The organism is Thermomonas sp., from assembly GCF_020850895.1.
Taxonomy (GTDB): Bacteria; Pseudomonadota; Gammaproteobacteria; order Xanthomonadales; family Xanthomonadaceae; genus Thermomonas.
In genome coordinates, this window is sequence record NZ_JADZDS010000051.1 from 67,146 (window position 1) to 80,471 (window position 13,326).

The following is a 13,326-nucleotide window of genomic DNA, read 5'->3' on the forward strand; positions in this document are numbered from 1 at the left end:
TACATGACCCGCACCACGACACCCTCCCGAATCCTGCATGCCGCCCGCGCCTTGTTCGAACGCGAAGGGGCAGGCGGCGTGAGCATGCGCCGGGTCGCCGATGCGGTCGGGATCACGCCGATGGCGATCTACCGCCACTTCCCCAATCGCGAGGCCCTGCTCAAGCAGATCAGCGACGACAGCTTCAACGAGATCGCCCGGCACTGGGATGCCCACCGCCACGGCAGCGATCCGATCGCACGCCTGTTGGCGACCCAGCGCATCTACCTCGACTACGCACTGGCACATCCGCACCTGTTCGACCATGCGTTCTCGGTGCGGCGCGACGACGCACGCCGCTTCCCTGAAGACTTCCATGCGCGGCGCTCGCCCACCGCCAACGTGGTCCACGACGTGGTGGTGGACGCACAAGGGAAAGGCCTGTTGCGCGCAGGCGACCCTTGGGACATCGCGATGACGCTGTGGGCTCATGCGCACGGCCTGATCGCGCTGTATCGCGCAGGGCGCTTCAGTTACGACGAACACCGCTTCCGCACCTTCTACGAACACTCGCTGGGACAACTGCTCGATGGCCTCAAATCCTGAATCCCCTTCGTTGCTGGCGGCCGCCTCCGCCATTGCGATCACCGCGATCTGCTGGTGGTTCGCCAGCAGCCTGCATCCGGTGTGGTGGCTGGCCTGGCTGGCACCGATTCCCCTACTGGTCTACGCCGCCCGTGCGCGTGCGCGCCAGACCGCACTGGCGAGCTTCATCGCGTTAGCCATCGGGAATGCCAGCACCTGGCACTACCTGCATGAGGTCATCCGCTTGCCGCTGCCGGTGTGTCTGGCGGCGGTGTTCATCCCCGCCCTGCTGATGCTCCCGCCGATCCTGCTCTGGCGCGCACTCGTGCGCGCCGGCCGTCCACTCGCGGCGACCTTCGCGCTGCCCCTGGGCATGACCGGGTTGGCCTGGCTGTCTGCAGTCGGCTCGCCGCACGGCACCTTCGGCAATCTCGCCTATTCGCAGATGGATGCCTTGCCGGTGATCCAGATCGCCGCACTGGCCGGCCTGTGGGGCATCGACTTCATCGTCTGGCTGCTGCCCTCGGCACTCGCCGCCGCCAGCGCTCCGTTCGCGGACACGCGCAGGCGCAGGGCTGCCGCAACGGTCGGCGTCATGCTCGTCACAGCGTCGCTGGCCTACGGCGGCCTGCGCCTGCATGCCGAAACGACGGAGGACCGCGTCCGTGTCGGCCTGCTCAGCATCGGCAGTTCGGAGCAGGCACAGGCCGATCTCGATGCAGCCGAAGGCAAGCGCCTGCTGGACGCCTATGTGGCGGAAATGGAAACGCTTGCCACACGCGGCGCGAAAATCATCGTTGCCCCGGAATCGGCGCTGCTGGTGCGTTCGCACGCGATCACCGCAATGCAGGACTTGGCCACACGGCGCGGCGTGCGCCTGCTGATCGGCGTCGAGGATCACAGCGTGCCGACGCGCAAGCACAACGCGGCGCTGGTGTTCGAACCCGCCGGCAGCGCGCCTGCCGCCTACTTCAAACGCCACCTGATTCCCGGATTCGAGGACCGCTACACACCCGGTGAGGCAGACACGGTGCTGGACAGCGATCCGCGCATCGGCATGGCGATCTGCAAGGATCTGGACTTCACCGCCACCGGTCGCGCGCACGGCCGGCTCGGCACCCGCCTGTTGCTGGTCCCGGCTTGGGATTTCGGCGAAGACGCCTGGCTGCACGTACGGATGGCGATCCTGCGCGGGGTGGAGAACGGCTTCGCGATCGCGCGCAGTGCACGCGACGGCCAGCTGACCCTCAGCGACGATCGTGGCCGCGTACTCGCGCAGGCCTCGACTGCAGGGATCCATACGCCGGTCAGTTTGGTCGCCGACATCCCGCTGCGCGCCACGCGGACACCGTATGCCCGGTTCGGCGATGCCCTCGGCCCGCTCTGCCTCGGCCTGGCTGTCGTGCTTGCGCTCCTGCTGCCCATCCATCGCGCACTCCGACCACGATGACCTCGACACGCGCGGGCTTTCCGATCGGCCTGCCACGTGATCGTCCTCGCGCCTCGTTATCATCCACGCATGACTCGCATCCTCTGCACCTGCCTGCTGGCGCTCCTGCTGCTTGTGACCGGCTGCACCACGCGCCCGCCAGCAAACATCCATCCGCCCCTGCTGCTGATCTCGATCGACGCCCTGCGGCCCTCCGATGTGGATGCCAGCCAGATGCCCACGCTCAACGCGTTGGCAGATGCCGGCGTCCGTGCCGCCTGGATGACGCCCTCGTATCCCAGCAAGACCTTCCCCAACCATTACACCCTGGTGACCGGCCTGCGACCGGACCACCACGGCATGATCAACAACACCATGTACGACCCCAAGTTGGGCTCGTTCAACCTGCAATCGCGCGAGGCGGTGCAGGATCCGCGCTGGTGGACCGGCGGTGAGCCGGTCTGGATCACCCTGCAACGCCACGGTGGACGCGCAGCGACGATGTTCTGGCCCGGCTCGGAAGCGGCCATCCAGGGCCAGCATCCGCGCGACTGGCGCATTTACGACGACAGCGTGAGTGCGAACGCGCGCGTCGATCAGGTGCTCGACTGGCTGGATCGCCCCGAACGCACACGCCCGCAATTCATCACCCTGTATTTCGAACAGGTCGACGAAGCCGGCCACACATCCGGGCCGGATTCCGCCGAAAGCCGCGCCGCACGCCGCGAGGTGGACAGCGCCTTGGCCCGGCTACTGGCGGGGCTCGACCAACTCGGCCTGCGCGACAAGGTCAATCTCGTCGTGGTGTCCGACCACGGCATGGCCAATATCACCGGGCGTGAATACATCGCCGACTACCTGCAAGCGCACGGCCTCGGGCTGGACGCGATCCGCATCACCACCTCCGGCGCCTTGGCAGGCATCACGCCGAAGCCTGGGCGGGAGGCCGCGGTCGAGGCCGCGCTGCTGGGTCGCCATCCGCATTCCACTTGCTGGCGCAAGCAGGAACTGCCCCCGCGCTGGCATTACGGCAGCCATCCGCGCATCCCATCCATCCAGTGCCAAGCCGATCTCGGCTGGCTGGTATTGAATCGGGACAACGGACGCCCCTTCCGTGGTGGTGGTGCGCACGGCTATGTGATCGAAGAACCGACCATGCATGCCACCTTCATCGCTTCCGGGCCGGCATTCGGCAAGCACGTGGCACTTCCGGCATTCGACAACGTCGACGTGTATCCGCTGCTGATGCGCCTGCTCGGATTGCAGCCACTACCCAACGACGGCGAAATCACGCCGCTGTTGCCGGCGCTCAAGACTGCGCCGTGATCCTGTGCCGCCGCATCGACAGCCCGGTCGGGCCGTTGCTGCTGGCGGCGGATGACCACGGCCTGCGCCACATCGAATTCCGCGACAACCGCCATCCGGCCAACCACGCCAGCTGGCACGGCGGCGACAACGACATCCTGCGGGCCACCGAGCAACAACTTGGCGAATACTTCGCTGGTCGGCGACAGGCATTCGACCTGCCGCTGGCACCGCAAGGCACCGACTTCCAGCGTCGCGTCTGGTTCGCTCTGGCGCACATTCCCTACGGCAGCACGCTCAGCTATTCGCAGCTGGCAACACGCCTTGGCAACCCCAACGGCACCCGCGCGGTGGGCGCCGCCAATGGGCGCAATCCACTGCCCATCGTGCTGCCCTGCCATCGCGTGATCGGTGCGGATGGCTCGATGGTCGGCTTCGGCGGCGGCCTGCAGACCAAGGATTTCCTGCTGCGGCTGGAAGGCGCATTGCCGGAACAGGACACCCTGTTCTGATCGACAGTCACTCTCCGGCGCGGGCCCGCATCACCGCATGGCTGACCCGATGGATCAATCTTGCGGCCACGCGCGCGGTCACGTTGTCGCGATCCAGCGGAGGCGAGAGCTCAGCCACATCCAACAGCCGCAGCTTGCCGGTGGCCGCCACCGCATCCAGCAATGGCTCGACGATCTCCATCGGCACGCCACGCGCGGCCGGTGCACTGACGCCGGGCGCCATCGCGTGCGGCAGGCCGTCGATGTCGATGGTCTGGTAGATCACGTCCACATCTGCCAATCGCGCCTGCAGATCGGCGATGTGGTGCTGCAGGTTGAGGATGCCGAGTGCGTCGTCCATGACGTAATGCACGCCGAGCCGGTCGGCGGTATCGAACAGCACGCGCGTATTGGCCGCCGCGCTGATTCCGAACACGTGGTATTGCAACGGGATGCCCAGTGATCGTGCGTGCTCGATCGCCTGCAGGAAGGGCGTGCCACTGCTGCCTTCGGCCTGTTGGCGCAGATCGAAATGGGCATCGATGTTGATGATCGCCACGCGCGGCTTGCGCGCGCCCAAGTGCTTGGCCAGGCCCAGCCAACTGGCAAAGGCGATTTCGTGCCCGCCACCCATCCCGACGGCGAAATGACCGCCATCGAGCAGTGCCGCCAGCGTGTCCGCATAGCGCTGCTGCGCCGCTTCCAGATCGCCGTCGTCGCAATGCACGGTGCCGGCGTCATACAGCGGCGTGTCGTCCAGCGTCGGCAGGTTCGACAGCATCTTGCGCAGGGCCGCCGGGCCTTCCTTTGCGCCCAACCTGCCGTGATTGCGGCGCACGCCCTCATCGCAGGCAAAGCCCAGCAGGGCCACGCCGGGTGCTGCACCCGCATCAGCTGCGCGCACCCATTGGTGCCAGCGCCGGGTCGAGGCGTCCTCGGGCAGGTCGATGCGCCCGCTCCAGCCGTCCAGTCCTGCACTCATGCGATCACCTGCCACGCGGGCTTGCCGATGCCAAGCCGGCATTATGGAACCTGCGCGGGGTCTGCGTTTGCAATAATTCCCGCACGTCGCACCGCCATGAGCACACCACGATGTCGACCCCACATTGGGATCTGCTGCTGACCCACGCCACGCTGGCCACCCTCGATGGTGATGCACCCTTCGGCTTGATCGAAAACGGCGCGCTGGCCTGCGCGGATGGGCGGATTGCCTGGGTCGGCTCGATGGCGCAACTTCCCGAGGGTGCAGCCGCTACATCCGAAGAGGACCTCGGCGGCGCGCTGGTCACGCCCGGGCTGGTCGATTGCCACACGCACCTGGTGTTCGCAGGGGACCGGGCCCGTGAGTTCGACCTGCGCTTGAATGGGGCCAGCTACGCGCAGATCGCCAAGGCCGGCGGTGGCATCCTTTCCAGCGTGGCGGCGGTACGGGCGACCGATGAAGATGCGCTGTTCGAGCAATCGCTGCCGCGTGCGCAAGCCTTGTTGGCCGACGGCGCCACGACCCTTGAAATCAAATCCGGCTACGGCCTCGACCTGGAGTCGGAACGCAAGATGCTGCGCGTTGCCCGTCGCATCGGCACCGCGCTCGGGATCGGCGTGCGCACCAGCTTCCTCGGCCTGCATGCGCTGCCGCCGGACTATCGCGACGCGGCGGATGCCTATGTCGATGCCGCGATCGACTGGCTGCCCATCCTGCACGCGGAAGGCTTGGTGGATGCCGTGGATGCGTTCTGCGAGGGAATTGGTTTCACGCCCACGCAGACGCGGCGGATGTTCATGGCGGCACGCGCACTCGACTTGCCGGTGAAACTGCACGCCGATCAGCTAAGCGACTTGGGCGGCGCGGCGCTTGCGGCGGAGTTCGATGGCCTGTCCGCCGACCATATCGAATACAGCAGCGATGACAGCGTACTGGCGATGGCCCGCCACGGCACGGTGGCGGTGCTGTTGCCGGGCGCCTTCCATGTCTTGCGCGAAACCAAACTCCCGCCGCTCGCCCTGCTGCGCGAACACGGCGTGCCGATGGCGGTGGCGACCGACTGCAATCCCGGCACCTCGCCGCTGCTGTCCGTGCGGCAAGCGATGCAATTGGCCTGCACCCACTTCAAGCTGACCCCGGAGGAAGCCCTCCGTGGTACCACCGTCCACGCGGCGAAGGCGCTGGGGCTGGCAGATCGCGGCATCCTTCGCAGTGGCCTGAACGCCGATCTGGCGGTCTGGAATCTCGGTCATCCCGCCGAGCTGTGCTACTGGTTGGGCGGGCACTTCCTGCAGGCCGCCTATGCCGGTGGCGTCCGCGTGGCCTGAGATCGAGGCCCAGAGACCCCCCGGAAACGCGAAAGCCCCGCACAGGGCGGGGCTTTCATTACACGCTTAACCGTTGACTCAGGCCGCGGTCTTCTTGACCGCCTTCTTCACCGCCGTCTTGGTGGCCGTCTTCTTGACTGCCGGTGCCGCAGCAGTGCCGGCGGCCTTCTTGGCAGCGGCCTGCGGCCTGGCATTGCCATAGCTGGCGTTGAAACGCTTGCCCTTGGCCGTCTTGCGGTCGCCCTTGCCCATCTGTCGTGCTCCTGAATCGATTCTGTCAATAAGGTGGTTCGCGCCGTGCGCGAGGTCGGCCATTCTAGCACCAATCAGGCGTTTGGACGGTTCAGGGCCTGCAGTCGCTGGCTTGGAGATGGGTGACTCCCGCTCACGCACGCATCAATGCGCGCAGGCCGCAGTGTGGACGTGACCATGGTTCAAGCGCAGGTTGATCAGGTGGGACAGCCCGACCAAGGTGCCGCCCAAGGTCATCACCAGCGCATGCGGCAACAGCGATTGGTGCAGCGGCGCGTACAGCACGCCCAACCACAACGCGGCCAGCCCCGGCAGCATCAGGCTGAGTGCGCGCAGGGCACGATGGCGCCGATAGCTCCAGGCCAGCACGCTGAGCCCGAACAGGCTGGCAAACAGCACGAAGCTCCACTCGAAGCCATCCCCCAGCCACAAGGCCACGCCCAGCGAGGGCAGCAGCGCGATCAGGATCGGCAGCACGGCACAGTGGATCGCGCAGACCAGCGAGCCGGTCGCGCCGATGCGGTCGAGCCATCCGTTCGACCGCTTGTCCGCAGGGCAGGATGCCGGCTTCATCGTTATAGTGTAACAGTCGATCCGTCTGCGTTCGAGACCACTCCCGATCACGCGGCCTCGGCCACGGGCAGCGCCACCCGGCCGCGGCGCAGCGCCGGCAGCCCTTGGGCGAGCAAGGCGAACCCAGCCAGCGTCCACACGATCAAGGCGCCGCTGGGCAGATCGAACAAGGCCGACAGCACCAAGCCACCGACGTAACCAAGGACGCCGATGGCATACGCCGCGACCAATCCGGTGCGGCCACGCAGGCTGTCGGTGGCCAGTGCCGGCACGATCAGGCTGGCGAACACCAGGTACACGCCCACCAGCTGCACCGATGCGGTGATCGCCAGCGCAAACAGGCCGTAAAACCACAGCCCGTTGAACCTGCCACGCCGCCACCACATCAGGCCGAGGATAAGCGCCGACAACAGCAACACCGGGAGCAACTGCGCGTAATTCACCCATAGGATCTGCCCGACCAGCAGGTCCTTGAGATGCTCGCCGCCTTGCGGATGGTTGGCGAGCAATAACAAGCCGCCGGTCGCCGCGAGCACGAACAGGGTGCCGATCAAGGGCTCCTGCTGCTTCGGCCAACGCTTGTCGGTCCAGGCCAGCAAGCCCGCGCCAAGCAATGCTGCCGCGGCGGCGGCCAACTGTGCGCCGTAGCCGTGCTCATCCACACCAATGGCTTGCGCGAGGATCACCCCCAAACCGGCAATCTGGGCGATGGCCAGGTCGATGAAGATGATCCCGCGCGACAGCACCTGCTTGCCAAGCGGCACATGGGTGGACAACACCAGCAGGCCCGCCACGCAGGCGGGGCCGAGGATGCCGAGATCGAGGCCGTCCAGGTTCAGGGTCATTTGCTTTGCGCCAGGAGTTTGCCGATGGTGGAATCGAACAGGCCAAACAGATCCTTCGATTGCGCATCCCCGCCGACCGTGAACGGCAAGCTCACCGCCGGCACGCCGGTACGCGAGGACAGCCAGTCGGCCGGTTTCGGATCCTGGTAGGCCGCACGCACGATCGCCAGCGTGTGGCTGCTCTTGGTGATGTCGATCAGGCTGGCCATGTGCGCGGCGGTCGGCGGGACGGCAGGCCTGGGTTCCAGCGCACCGATCTCGTTGATGCCGAGCCAATCCCACAGATAGACCCAACTGACGTGGTGGACGACAACCTTGCGCCCGCGCAGGGGGGCGGCCTCGGTCTTCCAGCGCTGCATCGCCGCCACCCAGCGCGTGGTGAAATCGGCAAGCCGCGATTGATAGGTTGCGGCATTGGCAGGATCAAGCTGGACCAAGCGTGCATCCAGCGCCTTGGCGATCACCAGGATGCGACGCGGATCCATCTGCACATGCGGATTGCCATCGGGATGGACATCGCCGTTGGCACGGTCCACCGCGGTTGGCACCCCCAACCGGCGCACCATCATCGCGGCTTGGAACGAACCCGGGCCGCTGGCGATCCGGGTGTTGCCGGACTGACGGATCAACTGCGGCAGCCAGCCGATTTCCAAGCCCGCGCCAGTGCACACCGCCAGGTCGGCCGTGCGCACCTTGGCAATCAAGCTCGGCTTGGCTTCCACCACATGCACGTCCTGCAAGGCGGTGGTGGCGACATCGACATCGATCTTGTCGCCCGCCAGTTCATGCAACAGCGAGCCCCATTCCGGCTCGCAGGCAAACACGCGCAGCTTGGCCTGCGCAGGTACCGCTGCGAACGCCGCGACAAACAGCAAGGGGATTGCAAGACGGTTCATGGGCATCCTCAGAATTCGTGCGCACCGTGGGCGCCAAGACTGGTCTGGTATTGCAGGGTGATGGCCGTATCGGCCTGGCCCGCGGTCGGGCGTTCGTGGCTCAGTTGCAGGCGGAACAGGCTGAATTCGCTGTTGCGCCAGGTCAGTTCGGCACTGTGGCGATCAGGATCGAAGCTGGCGAACGGCAGGCCGGCATCGCCCCACAATTTGTCGTAGCGGTAGCCGATGTCCCACGTTCGGTTGAACCGGTAGGCGCCCTCGAGGTAGCCACCGGAACGACGGCCATCCCAAGCCACCGGGGCCATTGGCGTCAGCGGGTCGACGTAGCTGCCATCGCGGCGGTCGACCAGGTACTCGACGCGCAGGGTGACGCCGGCATCCTTGAAATTGCCGTTTGGTGCCCATTTCCAGGTACCGTCGAACACGTACAAGGTGGCATCGCCACTGAATCCATCTTCGCCGCCCAGCGTGCGCGTCTTCAGCGCAGAAACGCCCGTCAGCCATTCGTTGTCGGTACCGGCATCGCCACCGAGATGGGCAAACAAGGTGCGTGTACCCAGCCCACCGAGCTGCGATCCGCCACTCGGATAGTGCTGTCCGCGGAACGCCTCACCACCGATTTCGAAGAACAAGGCCGTTGGCGCGACCCAGCGCAGCTGCACGCCGTCATCGCCATATTGGTTGCCGAGGAAGGCCTGATACGGCAGCGGGCGATCAAAGAAGTTGTCGGTATGAGCGTGGTGGCTGTTGAGGTAACCGATGTTCGAGTAGAAACGCCCGAGGCGCAGGCTGAAACCGTTCGGCAAGGCCGTGCTTTCGATATAGGCCTCTTCGATGCCGAGCTGATCCTTGCCGTCTTCGTTCTCGATCGTGGCAGTCAGCTGGCCGTAGAACTTGTCATCGATGTTCGCCGCGAACGACACCTCGCTTTCACCCAGCGAGAATCCGTTGGCACTCGACCTACCCTCGCCCACCAACGGGAAGCCCGTGCGTAGGAAGCCGACAGGATTGATTGAATGGTGGGAATAGCTGCCGTTGAGGATGATGCTGATTGCCGGGTTGAAGGCATTGGCGCCGCTGCCTCCCGCGGGTGCTGCGCCTGCGGCCACCGCAGCTTGACCCGCACTGGCCCCCGTCGCGGTGACATCTGCACTCTGGGCAGCATCGGCTGACAAGGCGTCGGCTTCCGCGTCCGTCACCTCGGTGGACGTTGCCGTCGAAGCCGCCGGCACGACGGGCGCATTCGGCGCCACCATTCGTGCCTGCAAAGCCTGCACTTGCGCCTGGAGTGCGCGGACTTCCGCCTCCAGTTGCACGATGCGCTGGTGGTCACCCTTGGTTCCTGCGAATGCAGGCGATGCCAGGCAGGTCAGGATGCAAAAAGCCAGGGACGCACGACGCATCAGGACTGGATCTCATTTGTAATGTTATATCATTACAGATCCAGCACGTCCGGATCGCCATAGGCCGTTGGTCATGTTTTGACTACGGATTGTTCATGTCACGCCACGCTGGGCAGACGTGACATCGATCGACCACGATCCGTGGCGACGCGTTCCTGCAATGCCGCATCGACACCGCACGGGTTCGGCCAGCCTCGCCTGCTGGACCGCGATGGCCCGGCCCGGGCCGACACAGCGGCGCTTGATCTTGCAGATCGGCCGCTGATCGATTCATGGCTTGCTTAAGGCAACGCTGATTGAGTCGGCGTTGCCTGCCGACCATGGATGATCGGCCGCGGATCGATCACATATTTGATTGATCCGCGTGTGCTGACACGTCCAGGAGGGACTTGTCAGCATTGCCTTTACGCGCCTTGGCAACACAACGCGCGCACAACCCATGCACCTCCAGCGTTTGCGCCTGCGGCGCAAAGCCCAGCGCCCTGGCAGCGTCATCGAGCTTGCGGACGATGCTGGCGTACTCCAGCTCGATCGCGGTATGGCAGCGATTGCAGATCAGGAACGGAACCGAATGCTGGTCGCTGCTCGGGTGGTGGCAGGCGACGAAGGCATTGATCGACTCGAGTTTGTGGATGAAGCCATTGGCCAGCAGGAAATCCAGCGCGCGATACACCGTCGGCGGTGCGGCATTGCCCTCATCGTCCTTGCCGCGCATGCGGTCAAGCAGGTCGTACGCTTTGATCGGCGCACCTGCGCGGGCGATCAAGTCAAGGACAAGCGCACGCGTCGGCGTCAGCCGCAGCCCGCGTTCGCGACAGGCGTGTTCGACCGCACGCACGAACGCCTTGGCATCATGGACGTGGTGACGCGGGTCGGTGCAGGTGTGCTTCTTGCCCATGGCGGGGATTATGCCGCCGGCAGCATCCCGATGGCGGCATCGATGCGCCGCAGCGCTTCCTCGCGCCCGCACAGATAGACCGTCCAGCCGATATCGGGACTGACCTGGGTGCCGGTGATGGCCACGCGCAGCGGCTGGGCGATCTTGCCCATGCCGATGGCCAGAGCTTCCGACACCGTTTTCACCACCTGATGAATCGGCTCCGGCGCCCACGGTTCCAGCATCGCGAGATGCTCGCGCATCGCGGCCAGCGGCGCCTGCGCCTCGGCCTTGAAGTGCTTGGCCACTGCCGACGAATCATATTCGGTCAACGGCGCGAACCACACCGCCGACTTCTCGGCGATCTCCTTCAGCGTCTGCGCGCGCTCGCGCAGGGCGATCACGAGCTCGGCCGGCGTCGGGCCATTCGACAGGTCATAACCGGCCTGCGCCAGATGCCAAGCCAGGTGCTTGCCGACCGCCTCGGGATCGTCCGTTTTCAGGTACTGCTGGTTCAGCCAGCCGAGCTTGGCTGGGTCCAGCCGCGACGCCTTGGCGTTGACGTCGGCCAGGTCGAACAGTGATTGCATTTCCGCGATCGAGAAAATCTCCTGGTCGCCATGCGACCAGCCCAGCCGCACCAGATAGTTCAGCAGCGCATGCGGCAGGTAGCCAGCCTCGCGGTACTGCATCACATCGGCCGCACCGGTGCGCTTGGACAGCTTGGCGCCGTGTTCGTCGAGGATCATCGGCAAATGCGCGAAATGCGGCACCGGCGCGCCCAGCGCGGTGTAGATATTGATCTGGCGCGGGGTGTTGTTGACGTGATCATCGCCGCGCACCACATCGGTGATGCCCATGTCGATATCGTCCACCACCACCGCGAAGTTGTAGGTGGCATAGCCGTCGCTGCGGAAGATCACCAGATCATCCAATTCGCTGTTGGCGATCTCGATGCGACCCTTGACCTTGTCGTCCCAAGCCACCGTGCCATCCAGCGGATTCTTGAAGCGGATGACACGGTTGGGGTCCTCGCGCCAGCCGGCATTGGCCTCGCGGTAGGCGCCGTTGTAGCGCGGCTTTTCCTTCGCCGCCTCGGCCGCGGCACGCATCGCCTCCAATTCTTCCTTGGTTTCGTAGGCGTAATAGGCATGGCCGGAGGCGACCAGTTGCTCGGCGACCTCCCTGTAACGATCCAGTCGATGGGTCTGGTAGATCGGGCCTTCGTCGTAGTCCAGCCCCAGCCAGTCCATCGCCTCCAGGATCGCATCGATGGCGGCCTGGGTGCTGCGCTCGCGGTCGGTGTCCTCGATCCGCAAAATGAATTGCCCACCCTTGTGGCGCGCCTCCAGCCAGCAATACAGCGCGGTGCGCGCGCCGCCGATGTGCAGGTAGCCGGTGGGAGACGGGGCGAAACGGGTGCGGGTGGTCATGGCGGGCATCGACGCGGGGAACGCGCATTTTAACCCGTCGCCTTACACTGACAGGATGACCACGCTGTTCGTTGCCGACCTGCACCTCGACCCGGTCCGACCGGAGATCACCGCCCTGTTCGGCGGTTTCCTCGATGGCGAAGCGCGCAGCGCCGATGCACTGTACATCCTCGGTGACCTGTTCGAGGCTTGGGTCGGGGATGACGATCCCTCCGAGGCAGGCGCGGTGGTGGCGGATAAATTGCACGCGCTGACGCGCTCGGGCGTGCCGGCGTACTTCATCCACGGCAATCGTGATTTCCTGCTCGGCGAGACTTATGCGCAGCGCTGCGGCATGCGGCTGCTGGAAGACCCGACAGTCATCGACCTGTACGGCGTCCCGACCCTGATTTTGCACGGCGATCTGCTATGCACCGATGACACCGCCTACCAGCAGTTCCGCACGCAGACCCGCGACCCTCTCTGGCAATCGCAGTTCCTCGCACAGCCATTGGCCGTGCGGCTGGCGTTTGCCGAGCAAGCACGCGCCGCCAGCAAGGCACGTTACGGCGAACTGCAGGCCAGCGGCCAATCCGAAACGATCACCGATGCGGCACCGGCCACGGTGCAGGATTGGTTCCAACGCTTTGGTGTGACCCGCATGATCCACGGCCACACCCATCGCCCTGCCATCCATGACGAAGGCAACGGTGCAACCCGCATCGTGCTGGGCGATTGGTACGAACAGGGATCGGTGTTGCGGGTGGATGCCGATGGGGCGGTGCTGGCTGCGTTGTAGTCAGCGTCAATCCACCCTGTCGCCAAGCACAGTCGTGGCGGCCTGTCCCCTGGAGCGAAATCAAGGCGGAGGCAGCGGCCGCAGGCCGTTGCCGGGGGACATTCGCGGAAGGGGACAGACTGTCGCGGCTGTGCTTGGCGATAGGGTGGGTTGAGGCTGACTACATCGCC

14 protein-coding genes are annotated in these 13,326 nt (G+C 65.5%); 6 read left to right on the forward strand and 8 right to left on the reverse strand.

Annotated elements, in window-relative coordinates; all coding sequences use genetic code 11:
- Positions 1 to 3: 3 nt before the first annotated feature.
- The 4 genes from IT472_RS05160 (at position 4) to IT472_RS05175 (ending at position 3,810) form a co-directional block, all read left to right on the forward strand.
- Positions 4 to 585, forward strand: coding sequence for a TetR/AcrR family transcriptional regulator (locus tag IT472_RS05160; protein ID WP_297179367.1), 582 nt, complete (start codon positions 4 to 6; stop codon positions 583 to 585).
- Entirely contained in the window at positions 569 to 2,014 is a 1,446-nt protein-coding gene (locus IT472_RS05165) for a nitrilase-related carbon-nitrogen hydrolase (RefSeq protein ID WP_297179370.1), read from the forward strand. The genes IT472_RS05160 and IT472_RS05165 overlap by 17 nt, the downstream gene beginning before the upstream one ends.
- A gap of 69 nt (positions 2,015 to 2,083) precedes the next feature.
- Complete coding sequence (locus IT472_RS05170; RefSeq protein ID WP_297179372.1) at positions 2,084 to 3,319, forward strand: ectonucleotide pyrophosphatase/phosphodiesterase; 1,236 nt, start codon at positions 2,084 to 2,086, stop codon at positions 3,317 to 3,319.
- Entirely contained in the window at positions 3,316 to 3,810 is a 495-nt protein-coding gene (locus tag IT472_RS05175) for a methylated-DNA--[protein]-cysteine S-methyltransferase (RefSeq protein WP_297179375.1), read from the forward strand. The genes IT472_RS05170 and IT472_RS05175 overlap by 4 nt, the downstream gene beginning before the upstream one ends.
- 7 nt (positions 3,811 to 3,817) lie before the next feature.
- Here the strand turns inward: IT472_RS05175 and hutG are convergent, their stop codons facing one another.
- Positions 3,818 to 4,771, reverse strand: a complete 954-nt coding sequence (gene hutG / locus IT472_RS05180; protein ID WP_297179378.1) for a formimidoylglutamase — start codon at positions 4,769 to 4,771, stop codon at positions 3,818 to 3,820.
- Positions 4,772 to 4,881: 110 nt separating this feature from the next.
- On the opposite strand from hutG, the gene hutI reads away from it, so the two are divergent.
- Positions 4,882 to 6,099 carry an imidazolonepropionase gene (gene hutI / locus IT472_RS05185; RefSeq protein ID WP_297179381.1) on the forward strand — a complete coding sequence of 406 codons (1,218 nt, stop codon included), beginning with the start codon at positions 4,882 to 4,884 and terminating at the stop codon, positions 6,097 to 6,099.
- A 78-nt stretch (positions 6,100 to 6,177) separates the two neighbouring features.
- On the opposite strand, the gene IT472_RS05190 is transcribed toward hutI, so the two are convergent.
- The 7 genes from IT472_RS05190 to gltX all read right to left on the reverse strand — a co-directional run bounded on the left by IT472_RS05190 (position 6,178) and on the right by gltX (position 12,378).
- Positions 6,178 to 6,351, reverse strand: a complete 174-nt coding sequence (locus IT472_RS05190; protein WP_297179384.1) for a 30S ribosomal protein THX — start codon at positions 6,349 to 6,351, stop codon at positions 6,178 to 6,180.
- Between the two features lie 144 nt (positions 6,352 to 6,495).
- Positions 6,496 to 6,924 (reverse strand): MerC domain-containing protein, encoded by a 429-nt coding sequence (locus IT472_RS05195; protein ID WP_297179387.1) that lies wholly within the window; start codon positions 6,922 to 6,924, stop codon positions 6,496 to 6,498.
- A 47-nt stretch (positions 6,925 to 6,971) separates the two neighbouring features.
- Entirely contained in the window at positions 6,972 to 7,769 is a 798-nt protein-coding gene (locus tag IT472_RS05200; RefSeq protein ID WP_297179390.1) for a metal ABC transporter permease, read from the reverse strand.
- Positions 7,766 to 8,665, reverse strand: coding sequence for a zinc ABC transporter substrate-binding protein (locus IT472_RS05205; RefSeq protein ID WP_297179393.1), 900 nt, complete (start codon positions 8,663 to 8,665; stop codon positions 7,766 to 7,768). The genes IT472_RS05200 and IT472_RS05205 overlap by 4 nt, the downstream gene beginning before the upstream one ends.
- Before the next feature lie 8 nt (positions 8,666 to 8,673).
- Positions 8,674 to 10,068 carry a hypothetical protein gene (locus tag IT472_RS05210; RefSeq protein WP_297179396.1) on the reverse strand — a complete coding sequence of 465 codons (1,395 nt, stop codon included), beginning with the start codon at positions 10,066 to 10,068 and terminating at the stop codon, positions 8,674 to 8,676.
- 343 nt (positions 10,069 to 10,411) lie between these two features.
- The gene (locus tag IT472_RS05215; protein WP_297179398.1) at positions 10,412 to 10,966 is read right to left on the reverse strand and encodes a Fur family transcriptional regulator; all 555 of its coding nucleotides are present in this window, start codon (positions 10,964 to 10,966) and stop codon (positions 10,412 to 10,414) included.
- Between the two features lie 8 nt (positions 10,967 to 10,974).
- Positions 10,975 to 12,378 carry a glutamate--tRNA ligase gene (gene gltX / locus IT472_RS05220; RefSeq protein WP_297179401.1) on the reverse strand — a complete coding sequence of 468 codons (1,404 nt, stop codon included), beginning with the start codon at positions 12,376 to 12,378 and terminating at the stop codon, positions 10,975 to 10,977.
- A 55-nt stretch (positions 12,379 to 12,433) separates the two neighbouring features.
- Here gltX and lpxH point away from each other — a divergent pair, with 55 nt between their 5' ends.
- Complete coding sequence (gene lpxH / locus IT472_RS05225) at positions 12,434 to 13,156, forward strand: UDP-2,3-diacylglucosamine diphosphatase (protein ID WP_297179404.1); 723 nt, start codon at positions 12,434 to 12,436, stop codon at positions 13,154 to 13,156.
- Positions 13,157 to 13,326 lie beyond the last annotated feature (170 nt).

Bases quoted from the DNA above. Each gene is read 5' to 3' on its own strand.
- IT472_RS05215 (WP_297179398.1), bottom strand. From the start codon at position 10,966: ATGGGCAAGAAGCACACCTGCACCGACCCGCGTCACCACGTCCATGAT.
- IT472_RS05205 (WP_297179393.1), bottom strand. From the start codon at position 8,665: ATGAACCGTCTTGCAATCCCCTTGCTGTTTGTCGCGGCGTTCGCAGCG.
- IT472_RS05195 (WP_297179387.1), bottom strand. From the start codon at position 6,924: ATGAAGCCGGCATCCTGCCCTGCGGACAAGCGGTCGAACGGATGGCTC.
- hutG (WP_297179378.1), bottom strand. From the start codon at position 4,771: ATGAGTGCAGGACTGGACGGCTGGAGCGGGCGCATCGACCTGCCCGAG.
- IT472_RS05190 (WP_297179384.1), bottom strand. From the start codon at position 6,351: ATGGGCAAGGGCGACCGCAAGACGGCCAAGGGCAAGCGTTTCAACGCC.
- IT472_RS05160 (WP_297179367.1), top strand. From the start codon at position 4: ATGACCCGCACCACGACACCCTCCCGAATCCTGCATGCCGCCCGCGCC.
- hutI (WP_297179381.1), top strand. From the start codon at position 4,882: ATGTCGACCCCACATTGGGATCTGCTGCTGACCCACGCCACGCTGGCC.
- IT472_RS05210 (WP_297179396.1), bottom strand. From the start codon at position 10,068: ATGCGTCGTGCGTCCCTGGCTTTTTGCATCCTGACCTGCCTGGCATCG.
- IT472_RS05165 (WP_297179370.1), top strand. From the start codon at position 569: ATGGCCTCAAATCCTGAATCCCCTTCGTTGCTGGCGGCCGCCTCCGCC.
- gltX (WP_297179401.1), bottom strand. From the start codon at position 12,378: ATGACCACCCGCACCCGTTTCGCCCCGTCTCCCACCGGCTACCTGCAC.
- IT472_RS05170 (WP_297179372.1), top strand. From the start codon at position 2,084: ATGACTCGCATCCTCTGCACCTGCCTGCTGGCGCTCCTGCTGCTTGTG.
- IT472_RS05200 (WP_297179390.1), bottom strand. From the start codon at position 7,769: ATGACCCTGAACCTGGACGGCCTCGATCTCGGCATCCTCGGCCCCGCC.
- lpxH (WP_297179404.1), top strand. From the start codon at position 12,434: ATGACCACGCTGTTCGTTGCCGACCTGCACCTCGACCCGGTCCGACCG.